A 14,891-nucleotide genomic window follows, 5' to 3' on the forward strand; every position below is an offset into this window, starting at 1 on the left:
GCGGTGCCAGGGTGAAGGCCTATGACCCGGTGGCCATGAAGGAGGCAAAGCACTCTTTGGGTGACCGCATCGAGTACGGCAAGGACGAGTACGAGACGCTCATCGACGCAGACGCCCTGCTGCTGGTGACCGAGTGGCCCGAGTTCCGCTCCCCCAACTTCGCCGTTGTCAGCAAGCTGATGAAGGAGAAGGTGGTCTTCGACGGAAGAAACATCTACGACTGCAAGGAGATGGAGGAGAAGGGCTTCACCTACTTCGGCATTGGCGTCAAGCAGGCCAAGGTGGCCCAGGAAACTAAAGCAACTGTATAAGTATGGCCAGAAAAAGAGTATTGGTAACGGGGGGAGCCGGCTTTCTCGGCTCCCACCTGTGCGACAGATTCATAGCCGAGGGTTACCACGTGATCGCGATGGACAACCTGATCACGGGCAACCTGGAGAACATTGAGCACCTTTTCAAGCTGGAGCAGTTTGAGTTCTATCACCACGACGTGTCCAAGTTTGTGCACGTGCCGGGAGAGCTCGACTACATCCTGCACTTCGCCTCGCCGGCCAGCCCGATCGACTACCTAAAGATTCCGATCCAGACGCTGAAGGTGGGCTCGCTGGGCACGCACAACCTGCTGGGCCTGGCCAAGGCCAAGGGAGCGCGCATGCTCATCGCCTCCACGTCGGAGGTATACGGCGACCCGCTCGTGCACCCGCAGAACGAAGACTACTGGGGCAATGTGAACCCGGTGGGACCTCGCGGTTGCTATGACGAGGCCAAGCGCTTCCAGGAGGCCATGACCATGGCTTACCACATGCACCACGGGCTGGAGACGCGTATTGTGCGTATTTTCAACACCTACGGTCCGCGCATGCGACTGGACGACGGCCGCGTACTGCCTGCCTTCCTGAGCCAGGCCCTGCGCGGCGAGCCGCTGAGCATTTTCGGCGACGGCAGCCAGACGCGCTCCTTCTGCTACGTGGACGACCTGGTGGAGGGCATCTACCGCCTGCTGCTGAGCGACTACCCGTACCCGGTGAACGTGGGCAACCCGTCCGAGATCACCATCAGGCAGTTTGCCGAGGAAATCTGCCGGCTGACCGGCGCGGAGCTCAACATCGAGTACCAGCCCCTGCCGACCGACGACCCGCAGAAGCGCCAGCCGGACATCTCGAAAGCCAAAGAGGTGCTAGGTTGGGAGCCGAAGGTGGACCGTGCTGAAGGTCTGCAGAGAACACTCGAGTACTTTAAGGAGAAAGTGAAACTGCCTGTTGAACGTGTAGTAGATTAGGCGCTTTGCAAATAAACACAGAAGGGCCCTGACACTTGGCGATGTCAGGGCCCTTCTGTGTTTACATCCTTTGGTGAGGTTAGATCTTTTTGTGCGCCTTCATAAAGTCCTTCGCTTCCTTATTAGCCGCATGCTTTTTGTCGGTTGTTTCCAGTACAATCCCGTAATAATGCTTCGCTGTTTTTAGTTCGCGCTCCTGTTTGGCAATACGGGCAAGGTTCAAGTATGAATTGACGAAGTAACCGGAATCACGCTCATTGCTCATTTCAGCGTAAGTGATTGAGTTCTGGTAGTAAGCCTTTGCCTTTTGGAAATCACGATACTTATTCTGGTTGATATAAGCCAGAATATAAGAGGCGTAACGTCCACTCACAGCTTCGTAGCCTGGCATACGCCGGTCGAGCTTACTTAGAATGTCAAGACACACCCGCTCTGCCATGGTAAAGTGGCCCTGCACGAAAAGAGCACGTGCATAGAAGCGCTGGAAGTAGGCATTGTTCGGGTATTTTTCAACCAGCCCTTTTACCAGATCCAATGCGGCCTCCATGTTCCCTTCCTCATTGGCATATATCTTCATTAGAAAGAATTTAGCCTCCGTGCCGGTATAGAAACCGTTATTTGCTACATAACGCAACTGTTTTATACCTAGTCGCTTGTCGCCACTCGGGAAAAAAGCCAGCACAGGACGCAGCATCTTGTAGTTTTCGTGAATCCAGATGGAGTAGTAGTTGAAGAGCGCTTCCCCAAACAAAAACTCAGGCTCAGGCCGTTGCCAGCCTTGGCTTTCTCTAAATATTCCAGTGATCGTTTGCTGGCAATGGTGGCTTTGCGCCAGTTGCTGCGCTCTGAGTGCAGGCGACCGGCAAATCCGTTGGCAGCCGATAGGAAAAAGGCTGCTTCATAGTCTTTGTTGTTCTGATCATAAAGTGTCTCAGCTTTTTGGATGGTTGAATCCATATAGGCAAAGAACAGATCGTCGTATTGCGTAGTCTGTATATTGGTAGGTACGATCTTCCACCATTGGCTGAGGCCCATCAGGAAGTAAGGAAGGGGGTGATTCGGATAACGGCGGCGCAAAGATTTGAATTGCTTCTCGGCCAATTCGTACTTAAAGTTGTACATGTTGTCCACGGCGCCCTCCAGTTCATACTGGATGTCTTTATCCATGAGCAGCATGCCTTTGATGTTCCCAGCCGCAGGTATAACCTCTACCGATTGTATTGTGACTTCTCGTATAGCTGTATCAGACTGCGCCTTAGAGCCCTGGCCCAAAGCAAAGTGTGACAGGGTGATACCGAGAAATGCAAGTACAATCTTCTTCATAAGTAAAAAGGAAAATCCGGCGTATCGTGTTTGTAGCTCCTTATCTGGTAAACAGGTAATAAAAGTACAACAATTATATTAATTTTGAATTGATACAAAAGAAATATTGCATGAAACTTCTGAAACAACTCTGCAGCATACACGCACCGTCCGGCAACGAGAAAAAACTAACCGATTTTCTGCTTAACTACATTGAAGAACATAAAGTTCAGTGGAAACAGCAACCTATTATACTTTATGGGGAGGGCTTTCAGGATTGTATTTTGTTAATATTTGGGAAGCCCGAACTGCCATTTTTGCCCATATAGACTCCATTGGCTTTACAGTGCGCTACGGAAAGCAGCTCGTAAAAATCGGAGGGCCTGACCTGGAAACCGGTTATACGCTGGTGGGTGAGGACTCACAGGGTAAAATTGAGTGTACGCTGGAGTTTGACGAGGAAGAGCATGAGATTAGTTACAGCTATGAACGTGAGATAGAACGTGGTACGGAGCTTGTGTTTAAATGTGATTTCCGGGAAACTGAAGAAACAGTGCAATCCTGCTATCTTGATAACAGACTGGGTGTGTGGAGTGCTTTAAAAGTTGCTGAGACATTGGAGAATGGCATCATTGCGTTCAGTAGTTGGGAGGAGCACGGTGGCGGTTCAGTGGCATACCTGGCCAAATATATTGCTGAGCGCTACGGTGTGCATCAGGCGCTGATCTCGGATATTACCTGGGTAACGGAGGGAGTGAAGCCAGGAGAGGGCGTGGTGATCTCTATGCGCGACAGTCTTATACCTCGCCGGTCATATGTCGAAAAGATCATAGGTATAGCCAAAGCCTCCGGTATACCTTATCAACTGGAAGTAGAAGGCTCGGGCGGCAGTGATGCTAAAGAATTACAACACGGGCCTTATCCATGGGATTGGTGTTTTGTAGGAGCGCCGGAAGATAATGTGCATACCCCAAATGAGATCGTCAACAATAAAGACATCGAGAGTATGGTAGCTTTGTACCGGGAGTTGATGGAGAAGCTCTAGGTACTTGAGATTAGGATTTAGACAAGGGCTGCTAGGCATAAGCAGCCCTTTTTTATGTCTTTTAGGGTAGTTGAGGCGGTTGAGGTTAGGTTGAAGCCCTTTGGTACAGGATAAGCAGCGCAATAGCTTCAGGTTTAGAAATATAGCCTATATCTGCTAAATGCAGCTTTGCAGCCAATTATTTGGAAAAGTCAAACGAATAGCCTTTCTTTAATAGCTCTATATAGCAATTTCAGAATCTCAACCCTTATTAACAAAACTAACTCTTATTGAATGGAAACTATTCTCTACGCAATTCCTGGATTTGGTCTGGCGGCCCTCCTGTATACCTTTATCAGGTCGGCTTGGGTAACGAAGCAAGCAGCAGGTAACGAACGCATGACGGAGATTGCCCGTCACATTGCCGATGGTGCCATGGCCTTTTTGAAAGCGGAGTACAAAGTGCTCTTCTACTTTGTGGTCATCGCCAGTATATTTCTTTTTTATCTGGGCTATACCGGTGAAAACTCCCACTGGACAATTGTCATAGCCTTTATCATTGGCGCGCTCTTTTCGGCCATTGCTGGCTTTATTGGGATGCGCATTGCCACGAAGGCAAACGTGCGTACGGCCGAGGCAGCCCGTACAAGCCTGTCGCGCGCTCTGAGCGTGTCGTTTGCGGGTGGCTCCGTAATGGGTATGGGTGTGGCAGGTCTGGCGGTACTGGGCCTTGGCTCACTTTTCATCGTGCTTTACTACTTCTTTGTATACAGCGTGAACGGTAATGTGAACGGCCACGAGATGGAAGTGGCGCTGGAAGTACTCACCGGCTTCTCACTGGGTGCTGAAAGTATTGCCCTCTTTGCCCGTGTCGGTGGTGGTATCTATACCAAAGCAGCCGACGTAGGCGCTGACCTGGTGGGTAAAGTAGAAGCAGGTATACCGGAGGATGACCCGCGTAACCCGGCTACCATTGCCGATAACGTGGGTGACAACGTGGGTGACGTGGCAGGTATGGGAGCCGACCTTTTCGGTTCGTACGTGGCTACTATCCTGGCTACGATGGTACTGGGCCGCGAAGTGGTTTCGCAGGACAATTTCGGCGGCATGGCCCCAATCATTCTTCCGATGTTCATTGCTGGTCTTGGTATTGTCTTCTCCCTGATCGGTATGCTCTTTATTCGTGTAAAGGAAGGTGGCAATGTGCAGGCGGCTCTCAACCTGGGCAACTGGATATCGGTGGCCCTGACAGCAGTGGGTGCTTATTTCGCTATTCACTGGCTGCTGCCTGAGAACATGAACCTGCGTAACTTCGAGTTTACTTCAAACGGTGTATTTATCGCTGTGATCGTGGGTCTTGTAGTAGGTACGCTTATGAGTATCATTACAGAGTACTACACGGCCATGGGCAAAAAGCCTGTTAATTCTATCGTACAGCAGTCTTCTACCGGGCACGCTACCAACATCATTGCTGGTTTGGCGGTAGGCATGCATTCGACTGTATTGCCTATCATTGTGCTGGCGGCGGGTATTGTGCTGTCTTACGCCTCGGCTGGTCTTTATGGCGTAGCTATCGCGGCGGCAGGTATGATGGCAACGACAGCCATGCAGCTGGCCATTGACGCTTTCGGTCCTATTGCAGACAACGCCGGTGGTATAGCGGAGATGAGTGAGTTGCCAAAAGAAGTGCGCGGCCGTACCGATATCCTGGACGCCGTAGGCAATACAACTGCTGCGACCGGTAAAGGCTTCGCGATCGCATCGGCTGCTCTCACCTCACTTGCGCTGTTTGCTGCGTTTGTAGGTATAGCGGGCATCTCGAGCATCGACCTTTACAAAGCCCCTGTGCTGGCGGGCCTCTTCATTGGTGCCATGATTCCGTTTATCTTCTCGGCATTGGCGATTGCTGCCGTAGGTCGTGCGGCTATGGCCATGGTGCATGAAGTGCGCCGTCAGTTCCGCGAGATCCCAGGCATCATGGAAGGTACAGGCCAGCCGGAATATGAGAAATGCGTGGCTATCTCTACTAAAGCCGCTATCCGTGAAATGATGTTACCGGGTGCTATTGCCCTGATTGTGCCGGTTGTAGTGGGCTTTGGTTTCAGAGGTGTTTTTGATGAAACGCCTTCAGCTGAAATTCTGGGTGGCCTGCTGGCTGGTGTAACCGTATCAGGGGTACTGATGGCGATGTTCCAGTCTAACGCCGGTGGCGCCTGGGACAATGCCAAGAAGTCGTTTGAGAAAGGCGTGGAAATCAATGGCAAGATGGAGTACAAAGGCTCTGACGCCCACAAAGCGTCTGTAACGGGCGACACGGTAGGCGATCCGTTCAAGGATACATCAGGCCCGTCTATGAACATCCTCATCAAGCTGATGTCGATCGTGTCATTAGTAATTGCGCCTCACATTGCCACAGAGCGTACCCCAGCTATACCTGAGGAACCAAACCTGAACATGCAGCTAGAGCAGGAGGCACCATCTACAGTGCAGCATATCAATCCTGAGAATACAGTTATTGTTGCCGGTCTGACGGCTAGGTAACCAACACAACTATGCGAAGTATAAATAAGCCCAACTATTCGGTTGGGCTTATTTTTTATTATCCTTACCTTTGTTTACCAACAAGACCGATACGCTATATGGATCCCCGTACAATCACGATTCACGATTGTGACTTCAGTACCTACATGTACGAAGAAGAAATCATTGCACGCATAGTGATGCTGGCAGAGCAAATTGAGCAGGACTATGCTGGTAAAAACCCACTTTTTCTGGCAGTACTGAACGGGTCGTTCATGTTTACAGCCGATCTGATGAAGCGCATCAACATACCTTGCGAAATATCTTTCATCCGCATGTCGTCCTACCAGGATATGCAAAGCACCGGCCATGTGAAGGAAGTACTGGGTCTGACTGAAAACATTGAAGGGCGTGACGTGCTGATCATCGAAGACATCGTGGACACAGGACACACCGTAAATGCGCTGCTGCACCAACTTCAAGAGAAGAATCCTTCCTCGCTCGAGATCGTAACGCTGCTGATGAAGCCTGAATGCCTGCAGCACCAGCTGGATGTGAAGTACGTGGCCAAGTCTATCCCGAATGACTTTGTAGTTGGCTATGGGCTCGACTATAATGGATTGGGTCGCAACCTGCGGGATATTTACAAAATCGTGTCTTAAGGAGTCTGGCGTGCCTGAAGCGAAAAGGGCCGACTCAGATTAGGCGCAACTCAAAAATTATTGAACAATACACCGATTTTATACTTAAATTTGTTTTTTATCATAAATCAAAGATATGCTCAACATCGTTTTGTTTGGCCCTCCTGGTGCTGGTAAAGGTACGCAAAGCCAAAAGCTGATAGATAAATATAACCTGATCCACCTTTCTACTGGTGATTTGCTCCGTTCTGAAATTGCCGCTGGCACCGAGCTGGGTATGAAGGCCAAGTCGTTGATGGACAACGGTATACTGGTTCCAGACGAAGTGGTGATCGGCATGATCGAGAACAAAGTGAAGGAGCATAGCCACGCAGGTGGTTTTATCTTTGATGGCTTCCCTCGTACTGTGCCTCAGGCGCAGGGACTGGATAAACTTTTGATGGACCATGGCACCGAAATTTCGTGCATGATCGCGCTGAAAGTAGACGATGAAGAGCTGACCAAGCGACTGTTGCTGCGCGGTGAGACTTCTGGCCGTCCGGACGACCAGAACGAAGAGCTGATCCGCAAGCGCATACAGGAGTATAACACCAAAACTACACCAGTGGCTGATTACTATGCAGGTCAGAACAAGTACTGCGCAGTAGATGGAATTGGCGAGATCGAGGAAATCTTTGCTGAACTTTGCAAGCAGGTTGACTCCTTGAAAGAGAAGCAGCAGAAGTAATCTTCTTCAAAGCTTTATTTAGAAAGAACATAGAAGGTATAAGCAGGCCGGAACTTTGATGCTCCGGACTTGCTTATACCTTATAATTTATACCTATTAGCATTACCTACATTGGCCCAATCCAACTTTATTGATTACGTAAAAATCTGTTCCCGCTCTGGTCACGGTGGCGCTGGATCTGCGCACCTGCACCGCGACAAACGCACCGCCATGGGCGGACCTGACGGCGGCGATGGGGGCAGAGGAGGCCATATCATCCTGCGTGGCAATGCCCAGCTGTGGACTTTGCTGCACCTGCAGTACCGTAAGCACGTGATCGCCGAAAACGGCCATAACGGAGGCCCAAGCCACTCTACTGGAGCACAGGGCAAAGACGATGTACTGGAGGTTCCACTTGGAACAATCGCCCGCAACGCCGAGACCGGCGAGTTCATGTGCGAGATCACCGAGGACGGACAGGAGATCATCCTGACACCGGGTGGCCGTGGAGGACTAGGCAACGCCCACTTTAAATCACCTACTAACCAGACGCCGCGCTATGCACAGCCAGGCGAGCCAGGTATAGAGGAGTGGGTGATCCTGGAACTGAAACTTCTGGCAGATGTCGGGCTGGTAGGTTTCCCGAATGCCGGCAAGTCTACTTTGCTTTCAGTAGTATCAGCGGCAAAACCAAAGATCGCCAACTATGCCTTTACCACGCTGGAGCCTAACCTGGGGGTAGTGGCCTACCGCGATTACAGGTCCTTTGTAATGGCCGATATACCTGGTATTATCGAGGGTGCTTCGGAAGGCAAAGGTCTTGGTCTGCGTTTTCTGCGTCACATCGAGCGTAACTCTATGCTGCTGTTCATGATATCCTGCGACAGCCCGGATATAGCTGAGGAGTACAAGGTGTTGGTAAACGAACTGCAGACCTACAATCCGGAGCTACTCGACAAGAAGCGCATTCTAGCCATCACAAAGACGGATATGATTGACGACGAACTGGAAGCTGAAATGCGCGAAACCTTACCGAAAGATATTCCAACGGTGTTTATTTCGAGCATGACCCAGAAGAATATCACGCAGCTAAAAGACATGATCTGGTCGGCGCTCAACTCATAGTTGCTGCAGCCAGTTTGAGAATACACATCGGTAGAGGCTGCAAGGCTTGCTACCGATTTTTTTTGAGATGCACCAACCAAATAAATGTCAATCTGACACAAAAACAGAATTGGCAAGACAATTGAAAAGACAAAATAGACCTATCAACCTATAATTCTTAAGGCATTATGTCAGAGAAAGATATCAAGAAAGAGCAGGAAAACACAGAACTAGAGGATAACACTGCCAATACAGAAGAAAACAACGGACAGGAGCAGGCTGAGGAGACAGTAGAAGAAACTGGCTCTGAAACCAAAGCAGAAGCCGAATTGGCAGAAATGAAAGACAAATACATCCGTTTGATGGCAGAGTTTGAGAACTTCAGACGCAGAACTGCCAAGGAGCGCATGGACTTGCTCAAAACAGCCAACGAAGACCTGATGAGCGAACTGTTGCCTGTACTGGATGATATGGAGCGTGCCCGCCAATCAATGGAGGCAACTAAAGATGTGGATGCGATGTTGCAGGGCCTGGAGCTGGTGTTCCACAAGCTGAAGCACGTGACGCAGCTCAAAGGTTTGAAGCCAATCGTGATCAACGCTGGCGATGATTTCGACAGCGATCTGCACGAGGCGGTAACGCAAATTCCGGCGCCATCAGAGGAACTGAAAGGCAAAATAGTAGACGTAATCGAGAAGGGCTATACCTTGAATGAAAAGGTGATCCGCTTCGCGAAAGTTATCATAGGAGCTTAAGCAATGGCTAAGAGAGATTATTACGAGATTTTAGGTGTAAGCAAAGGAGCAAGTCAGGAGGAGATCAAGAAGGCTTACCGTAAGCTCGCCATCAAGTTTCACCCCGACAAGAACCCCGACGACCACACGGCGGAAGAAAAGTTTAAGGAGGCGGCTGAGGCTTATGAAGTATTGAGCGACCAGCAGAAGCGCCAGCGCTATGACCAGTTCGGTCATCAGGGCATGAACGGTGGCTTCAGCGGAGGTGGCGGCATGAATATGGAGGATATCTTCTCCCAATTCGGCGACATCTTCGGCGGGGCTGGAGGCGGCTTCGAGAGTTTCTTTGGCGGCGCTGGCCGTCAGGGAGGCCGACGTACCCGCAAAGGCAGTAACCTGCGCATCAAGTTAAAGCTCAACCTCGAGGAAATTGCCAACGGCGTTGAGAAGAAGATCAAAGTAAAACGCTACGTAGCCTGTGGCACTTGCGGCGGCAACGGTGCCAAGAACGGTACCGAGATGCAGACTTGCGGCTCATGTCAGGGCTCAGGTCAGGTGCGCAAGGTAGTGAATACCATGCTGGGCCAGATGGTGAGCACAGCGACCTGCCCTACCTGTAACGGCGAAGGCCGTATCGTGACCAAGAACTGCGAAGCCTGCCACGGAAGCGGCCGCGAACTGCAGGAAGAGGTGATCACGATCAACGTGCCGGCTGGCGTGATGGATGGCATGCAGCTTTCCATGAGCGGTAAAGGTAACGTGCCGGAGCGTGGCGGTGTGCCGGGTGATTTGCTGATTCAGATTGAAGAAGAAGAACACCCAAGCCTGAAGCGTGACGGCAACAACGTAATTTTTGACCAGTACATCAGCTTCATTGATGCCGCACTGGGCGCTGACATTGAAGTGCCGACCATTGGTGGCCGCGTGAAGATCACGATCAAGCCTGGAACGCAGAGCGGCGAAATCTTCAGGCTGCGCGGCAAAGGCGTGAAAGACATCAATGGATATGGAAAAGGCGATCAGCTGATCCACATCAACGTCTGGACGCCTAAGTCGCTGAGTAGCGAGGAACGTGCCGCACTGGAGCGTCTGCGTGACTCCAACAACTTTGCACCGCACCCCGGTAAGAGCGACAAGGGTTTCTTTGAGAAAGTGAAAGACTACTTTCAGTAGGCCTCTACATGACTAGATAAACAAAAGCCTGCCTTTTCAGTAGAGAAGGCAGGCTTTTTTGTTGCTAATAAAAGCCAGCACTCGTATTTGGTATAGCCTATACCTGCGTTAGTCGATTAAGTATAGTGCTTTATTGATATTGCTTGTCACTCAGCCCCAAAAAGGCTATTTTTGAACATACCAAAAGGTTAACAGCATTGAGCATTCTTAAAATAGATGGCGTAACCAAGCGATACGCCAACACACGGCCCTTGACAACGTCAGCTTCGACATCCCGCAGGGCTGCATCTTCGGCTTACTGGGGCCAAACGGAGCAGGTAAAACATCCCTGATCCGTATCATCACCCAGATTACAGGTGCCGACTCCGGCGAGATATACTTCAAAGGGGAGAAACTGCGCCCTTCGCACATCAAGGACATGGGCTATCTGCCTGAAGAACGCGGTCTGTATAAAAAAATGAAGGTGGGGGAGCAGCTGCTATACCTTGCCCAGCTCAAAGGCCTGACCAAAGACGAAGCCATTGCCCGCATTAAGGAATGGGTGGCCCGCTTTGAGATAAAGGAATGGATGAATAAGAACATTGAAGACCTTTCCAAAGGGATGCAGCAGAAAGTACAGTTCATGGCCACCGTTATGCATCAGCCTTCCCTGATAATCCTTGACGAGCCTTTCTCTGGTTTCGACCCCATTAATGCCAACCTGATCAAAGACGAGATCCTGCGTTTGCGTGACAACGGGGCGACCATCATTTTCTCGACGCACCGCATGGAGTCGGTAGAGGAGCTTTGCGATAACATTGCCTTGATCAACCGCTCTCGCAAAGTGCTCGACGGTCCGGTGCGTGAAATTAAAGACACCTACAAGACGGACACCTACCAGGTAATCGGCAACGGACAATTGCTGATTACGTCACCTGATTTTGAAGTGCTGGAGCAGCACGACAACCACGGTGTGTTCCGGGCTTCCATCCGCCTGCTCGATGGCGCTTCGCCAAACGACCTGCTGCGTTACCTGATTCAGCGTGTAGAGGTACACTCGTTTGTGGAGCTTGTACCGAGTATCAATGACATATTTATCCGAAAAGTAAAAGAAACCTACCATGCATAAGATCTGGCTCATCATACAGCGCGAATACCTGACACGCGTGCGGAAGAAAAGCTTCATCATCATGACCTTCCTGACACCGCTGTTGCTGGCCGCCTTCATGATCATACCTGCCTGGCTCGCCACTATTTCGGACAGTGAAGACGTGGTGATGGTGCTGGACGAAAGCGGACTCTTTGCAGATAAGCTGGAAAGCCGCGAGGACCTGAAAATTATCCCGATAGCGGCCAGTTCGCTGGAACAGGCAAAAGTTGCCTATCAGGAAACAGACTATACCGCACTGCTGCACATTCCGAAGCTTGATCTGGATAAGCCTGAAGGTATCCGCCTCTATTCAAAGAAGAATACCAGTCTGCAGGTGAAGTTCAGGCTGGAGAATATGCTGGAGAAGGAAATTGAGAGTCAGCGCTTCATGGCCTCCGGTATAGACCGTGATATGCTCAATAAAATGAAGGCCAACGTGACGATGACCACCGTGAACCTTAGCGAGAGCGGCGAGCGCGACAGCAATGTGTGGGTAACGTCCGGGGCTGGCATCATCGGGGCTGTTATCATTTATTTCTTCATCTTCCTGTATGGCGTGCAGATCATGCGCGGCGTGATAGAGGAGAAGACCAACCGCATTGTGGAGGTGATGATCTCCTCAGTGAAGCCTTTTCAGCTCATGATGGGCAAGATTGTAGGTATAGCCGGTGTGGGATTGACGCAGTTTTTACTCTGGGTTGTATTGTCGGCTATCGTGGTAAGCGGTGTGCAGGCAGCCTTTGATATCAAACCAGCGCCTACTCCAATCGAGCAGATGCAGTCTGGCCGTGCAATGGCAACAGGTGAAGAGGAGTCTGCTGAGACAGAAGAATCAAGCCAACAGAATACCTTGTCCGAGGTGAGCAGCGCCATCTCGAACCTCAACTTCCCACTTCTATTAGGCAGTTTCCTGTTCTACTTCTTGGGCGGGTACTTGCTGTACGGTTCTCTCTTCGGGGCCATTGGTGCGGCTGTGGACAACGAGACGGACACACAGCAGTTCATGTTCCCGATCACAATACCGCTCATCATTTCCTTCATCATGTCTTACACGGTGGTGATACAGAATCCTGATGGGCCAGTGGCTTTCTGGATGTCGATTATCCCGTTCACATCCCCGATTGTGATGATGGTGCGTATACCTTTCGGGGTGCCCGCCAGCGAACTCCTGCTTTCGATGGGGCTCCTCATTCTGGGCTTCATCTTCACCACCTGGATCGCCTCCAGGATCTACCGCGTAGGTATACTGATGTACGGCAAGAAGATCAACTACAAAGAACTATCGAAGTGGTTGTTCTACAGGGTATAGCCACTCAGGTATAGGTATAAAATTAGCATAGCTGGTTCTTCGGAGCCAGCTATTTTTTTGTAACTTGATTGGGCGAAATACTCCATAACTATGATGAGATTTTCACTCCTGACACTCCTGTTGCTTATGTTCACCACAGGTATAGCCACTGCCTCCGAAACCGATAAAGATAAACCTGCTTACCAACTCTTCACGGCAAAGGGCAAGCAGGTGAAGTATGGCAAAATGCTGGAAGAACTGCAGAAGGCCGATGTGGTGCTGTTTGGTGAGCAGCACAACGACCCGATCGCGCATTGGCTGCAATTAGAAGTGGCCAAAGACCTGCACAAGGCTCACCAGCAGCGCTTCGCCATAGGAGCCGAGATGTTTGAAGCCGATGTGCAACTGGTACTGAACGAGTATCTGTCAGGGCAGGTAGCAGAGAAGAATTTTGAGCAGGAGTCGCGGCCTTGGAATAACTATCAAACGGATTATAAACCAGTGGTACGCTTTGCGAAAGAAATGTCCATACCTTTTGTCGCGACCAATGTGCCGCGCCGTTACGCTGCCATGGTATCAGGAGGTAGCTTGAAGGCGTTGGAGCATGTATCGGCAGATGCAAAACGCTACATTGCGCCGCTGCCTGTGCAGGTTGATATGGACCTGCCCGGGTATAAGAATATGCTGGCGATGTTTGGCAACAGCACACACGGCAATACCAAAAGCGAAAACATCGTGCAGGCGCAGGCCCTGAAAGACGCGACAATGGCCCATTTTATTCTGCAGCAGGTAAATAGCGGCAAAAAAATGCTGCATCTGAACGGCGCTTATCACTCCGATAATTTTGAGGGTATAGGCTGGTATCTGAAGCAGGGCAATCCGCAACTCAGGACCATGACCATTTCCACCGTGCTGCAGGAAGACCTGGACAAGCTGACAGAGGAGCATAAGCAGAAGGCGGATTATATTCTGGTAGTGCCATCGAGTATGACGAGAACCTACTAAGCGCGTACCTATGCTGGTAGCTACATTCTCCTGGTTAATTTACCTTATAGCAGCCTTTGTAGGACTCTGCGTCGTGAGTTATTTCAAGCTTAGGCCTGTAATGCAAAGGTATGGGCTCGGAAAATTTACAGTATGGGCTGGTGCATTATCTTTCATCCTTTTGAGTTTCCTGCTCACTTACTCTTCAAGCCTGGCTATCTGGCGCTATTACCCAAAAACAAGCTTTGATCAGGCAAAGTGGTGGGAAGAGCCGGATAAAAGGTATAAGATGACAGAGGACCTAATTGCTCGTGAGCTACTTATTGGGAAGAACAGATCGGATGTTGAAAAGTGGCTGGGTACTACAGGAAGAGAGAATCAAAGGAATGAACGGTGGAAATATTATACTGGGCGTTTGCCAGGTCCTTTCTCTTTATTACCCCATGTAATTGACATTGAGTTTAAAGAAGGCACCGTAGTTAGGGTTACGCAGTATGATGATCGCCACTGATAAAACAACAAAGCCCGGCCATTTGGCCGGGCTTTGTCTTTCTAAAGAGAAAGAAGGTATTTTTAGCTTATGCAGAGAATGAGCTGCCGCAACCGCAGGTGCTCTTAGCCTGTGGGTTGTTGAAAACGAAACCACGGGCGTTCAGACCGTCCTGGAAGTCAACTTCCATACCCAGTACATACATCGCGTGCTTCTTGTCCATGATCAGGTTCAAACCTTCGAGGTTGTAGATTTCGTCAGAGTCCTTCGCCTTGTCAAAGCCCAACAGGTAAGACATACCAGAGCAGCCACCGCCCTGCACTCCAATGCGCAGGCCGTATTCAGCAGGTACGTTTTTCTCTTGCATTATATTTTTAACTTCAGCCAGTGCTTTTTCAGTAAGCGCTATAGGTGCAGTTTTTGTCTCAGTTGCCATAGTTCGTTCAAATTTGAAATGGAGTCGCAATTTACGCAATTACTCGCAATTTTACTGCGGCTCTCCGTTGTATTAGCTAAA

At 50.2% G+C, this 14,891-nt stretch carries 15 protein-coding genes and 1 pseudogene; 13 read left to right on the forward strand and 3 right to left on the reverse strand.

What is annotated here, in order from left to right; genetic code table 11:
• Both O71_RS03225 and O71_RS03230 read left to right on the forward strand, forming a co-directional pair.
• The coding region (locus O71_RS03225) for a UDP-glucose/GDP-mannose dehydrogenase family protein (protein WP_007653158.1) at positions 1-311 on the forward strand (311 nt) is incomplete at its 5' end.
• Positions 312-313: 2 nt separating this feature from the next.
• Positions 314-1,279 carry a UDP-glucuronic acid decarboxylase family protein gene (locus O71_RS03230; protein WP_007653163.1) on the forward strand — a complete coding sequence of 322 codons (966 nt, stop codon included), beginning with the start codon at positions 314-316 and terminating at the stop codon, positions 1,277-1,279.
• A 79-nt stretch (positions 1,280-1,358) separates the two neighbouring features.
• On the opposite strand, the gene O71_RS21355 is transcribed toward O71_RS03230, so the two are convergent.
• Positions 1,359-1,973 carry a lipopolysaccharide assembly protein LapB gene (locus O71_RS21355; RefSeq protein WP_051017686.1) on the reverse strand — a complete coding sequence of 205 codons (615 nt, stop codon included), beginning with the start codon at positions 1,971-1,973 and terminating at the stop codon, positions 1,359-1,361.
• The gene (locus O71_RS21360; protein ID WP_051017687.1) at positions 1,925-2,602 is read right to left on the reverse strand and encodes a hypothetical protein; all 678 of its coding nucleotides are present in this window, start codon (positions 2,600-2,602) and stop codon (positions 1,925-1,927) included. The genes O71_RS21355 and O71_RS21360 overlap by 49 nt, the downstream gene beginning before the upstream one ends.
• Positions 2,603-2,712: 110 nt before the next feature.
• Here O71_RS21360 and O71_RS03240 point away from each other — a divergent pair.
• The 11 genes and pseudogenes from O71_RS03240 to O71_RS03290 all read left to right on the forward strand — a co-directional run bounded on the left by O71_RS03240 (position 2,713) and on the right by O71_RS03290 (position 14,395).
• Positions 2,713-3,626: pseudogene (locus O71_RS03240) on the forward strand (M20/M25/M40 family metallo-hydrolase).
• 273 nt (positions 3,627-3,899) lie between these two features.
• Positions 3,900-6,146 (forward strand): sodium-translocating pyrophosphatase, encoded by a 2,247-nt coding sequence (locus tag O71_RS03245; RefSeq protein ID WP_007653165.1) that lies wholly within the window; start codon positions 3,900-3,902, stop codon positions 6,144-6,146.
• Positions 6,147-6,244: 98 nt separating this feature from the next.
• A complete protein-coding gene (gene hpt, locus O71_RS03250) occupies positions 6,245-6,787 on the forward strand; it encodes a hypoxanthine phosphoribosyltransferase (protein WP_040573523.1) in 543 nt (180 codons plus the stop codon).
• 115 nt (positions 6,788-6,902) lie between these two features.
• Positions 6,903-7,493 carry an adenylate kinase gene (locus tag O71_RS03255; RefSeq protein ID WP_007653167.1) on the forward strand — a complete coding sequence of 197 codons (591 nt, stop codon included), beginning with the start codon at positions 6,903-6,905 and terminating at the stop codon, positions 7,491-7,493.
• Between the two features lie 111 nt (positions 7,494-7,604).
• Positions 7,605-8,597: a GTPase ObgE gene (obgE, locus tag O71_RS03260; RefSeq protein ID WP_007653168.1), complete on the forward strand. Its 993-nt coding sequence runs from the start codon at positions 7,605-7,607 to the stop codon at positions 8,595-8,597.
• Positions 8,598-8,764: 167 nt separating this feature from the next.
• Complete coding sequence (locus tag O71_RS03265; protein ID WP_007653169.1) at positions 8,765-9,331, forward strand: nucleotide exchange factor GrpE; 567 nt, start codon at positions 8,765-8,767, stop codon at positions 9,329-9,331.
• A gap of 3 nt (positions 9,332-9,334) precedes the next feature.
• The gene (gene dnaJ, locus O71_RS03270) at positions 9,335-10,483 is read left to right on the forward strand and encodes a molecular chaperone DnaJ (RefSeq protein ID WP_007653174.1); all 1,149 of its coding nucleotides are present in this window, start codon (positions 9,335-9,337) and stop codon (positions 10,481-10,483) included.
• Between the two features lie 298 nt (positions 10,484-10,781).
• The gene (locus O71_RS03275; protein ID WP_237717692.1) at positions 10,782-11,591 is read left to right on the forward strand and encodes an ABC transporter ATP-binding protein; all 810 of its coding nucleotides are present in this window, start codon (positions 10,782-10,784) and stop codon (positions 11,589-11,591) included.
• Positions 11,584-12,921 (forward strand): ABC transporter permease, encoded by a 1,338-nt coding sequence (locus tag O71_RS03280; protein ID WP_007653176.1) that lies wholly within the window; start codon positions 11,584-11,586, stop codon positions 12,919-12,921. The genes O71_RS03275 and O71_RS03280 overlap by 8 nt, the downstream gene beginning before the upstream one ends.
• A 90-nt stretch (positions 12,922-13,011) precedes the next feature.
• Positions 13,012-13,905, forward strand: a complete 894-nt coding sequence (locus O71_RS03285; protein WP_007653183.1) for a ChaN family lipoprotein — start codon at positions 13,012-13,014, stop codon at positions 13,903-13,905.
• A gap of 10 nt (positions 13,906-13,915) precedes the next feature.
• Positions 13,916-14,395 (forward strand): hypothetical protein, encoded by a 480-nt coding sequence (locus O71_RS03290; protein ID WP_007653185.1) that lies wholly within the window; start codon positions 13,916-13,918, stop codon positions 14,393-14,395.
• Positions 14,396-14,462: 67 nt separating this feature from the next.
• Here the strand turns inward: O71_RS03290 and O71_RS03295 are convergent, their stop codons facing one another.
• Positions 14,463-14,810 (reverse strand): iron-sulfur cluster assembly accessory protein, encoded by a 348-nt coding sequence (locus O71_RS03295; protein WP_007653187.1) that lies wholly within the window; start codon positions 14,808-14,810, stop codon positions 14,463-14,465.
• Positions 14,811-14,891 lie beyond the last annotated feature (81 nt).

Origin of the sequence: Pontibacter sp. BAB1700 (assembly GCF_000277005.1) — a bacterium.
GTDB lineage: Bacteria > Bacteroidota > Bacteroidia > Cytophagales > Hymenobacteraceae > Pontibacter > Pontibacter lucknowensis.

Excerpts from the sequence above, each read along its gene's own strand:
- O71_RS03230 (WP_007653163.1), top strand. The coding sequence starts at position 314 with ATGGCCAGAAAAAGAGTATTGGTAACGGGGGGAGCCGGCTTTCTCGGC.
- O71_RS21355 (WP_051017686.1), bottom strand. The coding sequence starts at position 1,973 with ATGCTGCGTCCTGTGCTGGCTTTTTTCCCGAGTGGCGACAAGCGACTA.
- O71_RS21360 (WP_051017687.1), bottom strand. The coding sequence starts at position 2,602 with ATGAAGAAGATTGTACTTGCATTTCTCGGTATCACCCTGTCACACTTT.
- O71_RS03245 (WP_007653165.1), top strand. The coding sequence starts at position 3,900 with ATGGAAACTATTCTCTACGCAATTCCTGGATTTGGTCTGGCGGCCCTC.
- hpt (WP_040573523.1), top strand. The coding sequence starts at position 6,245 with ATGGATCCCCGTACAATCACGATTCACGATTGTGACTTCAGTACCTAC.
- O71_RS03255 (WP_007653167.1), top strand. The coding sequence starts at position 6,903 with ATGCTCAACATCGTTTTGTTTGGCCCTCCTGGTGCTGGTAAAGGTACG.
- O71_RS03265 (WP_007653169.1), top strand. The coding sequence starts at position 8,765 with ATGTCAGAGAAAGATATCAAGAAAGAGCAGGAAAACACAGAACTAGAG.
- dnaJ (WP_007653174.1), top strand. The coding sequence starts at position 9,335 with ATGGCTAAGAGAGATTATTACGAGATTTTAGGTGTAAGCAAAGGAGCA.
- O71_RS03280 (WP_007653176.1), top strand. The coding sequence starts at position 11,584 with ATGCATAAGATCTGGCTCATCATACAGCGCGAATACCTGACACGCGTG.
- O71_RS03285 (WP_007653183.1), top strand. The coding sequence starts at position 13,012 with ATGATGAGATTTTCACTCCTGACACTCCTGTTGCTTATGTTCACCACA.
- O71_RS03290 (WP_007653185.1), top strand. The coding sequence starts at position 13,916 with ATGCTGGTAGCTACATTCTCCTGGTTAATTTACCTTATAGCAGCCTTT.
- O71_RS03295 (WP_007653187.1), bottom strand. The coding sequence starts at position 14,810 with ATGGCAACTGAGACAAAAACTGCACCTATAGCGCTTACTGAAAAAGCA.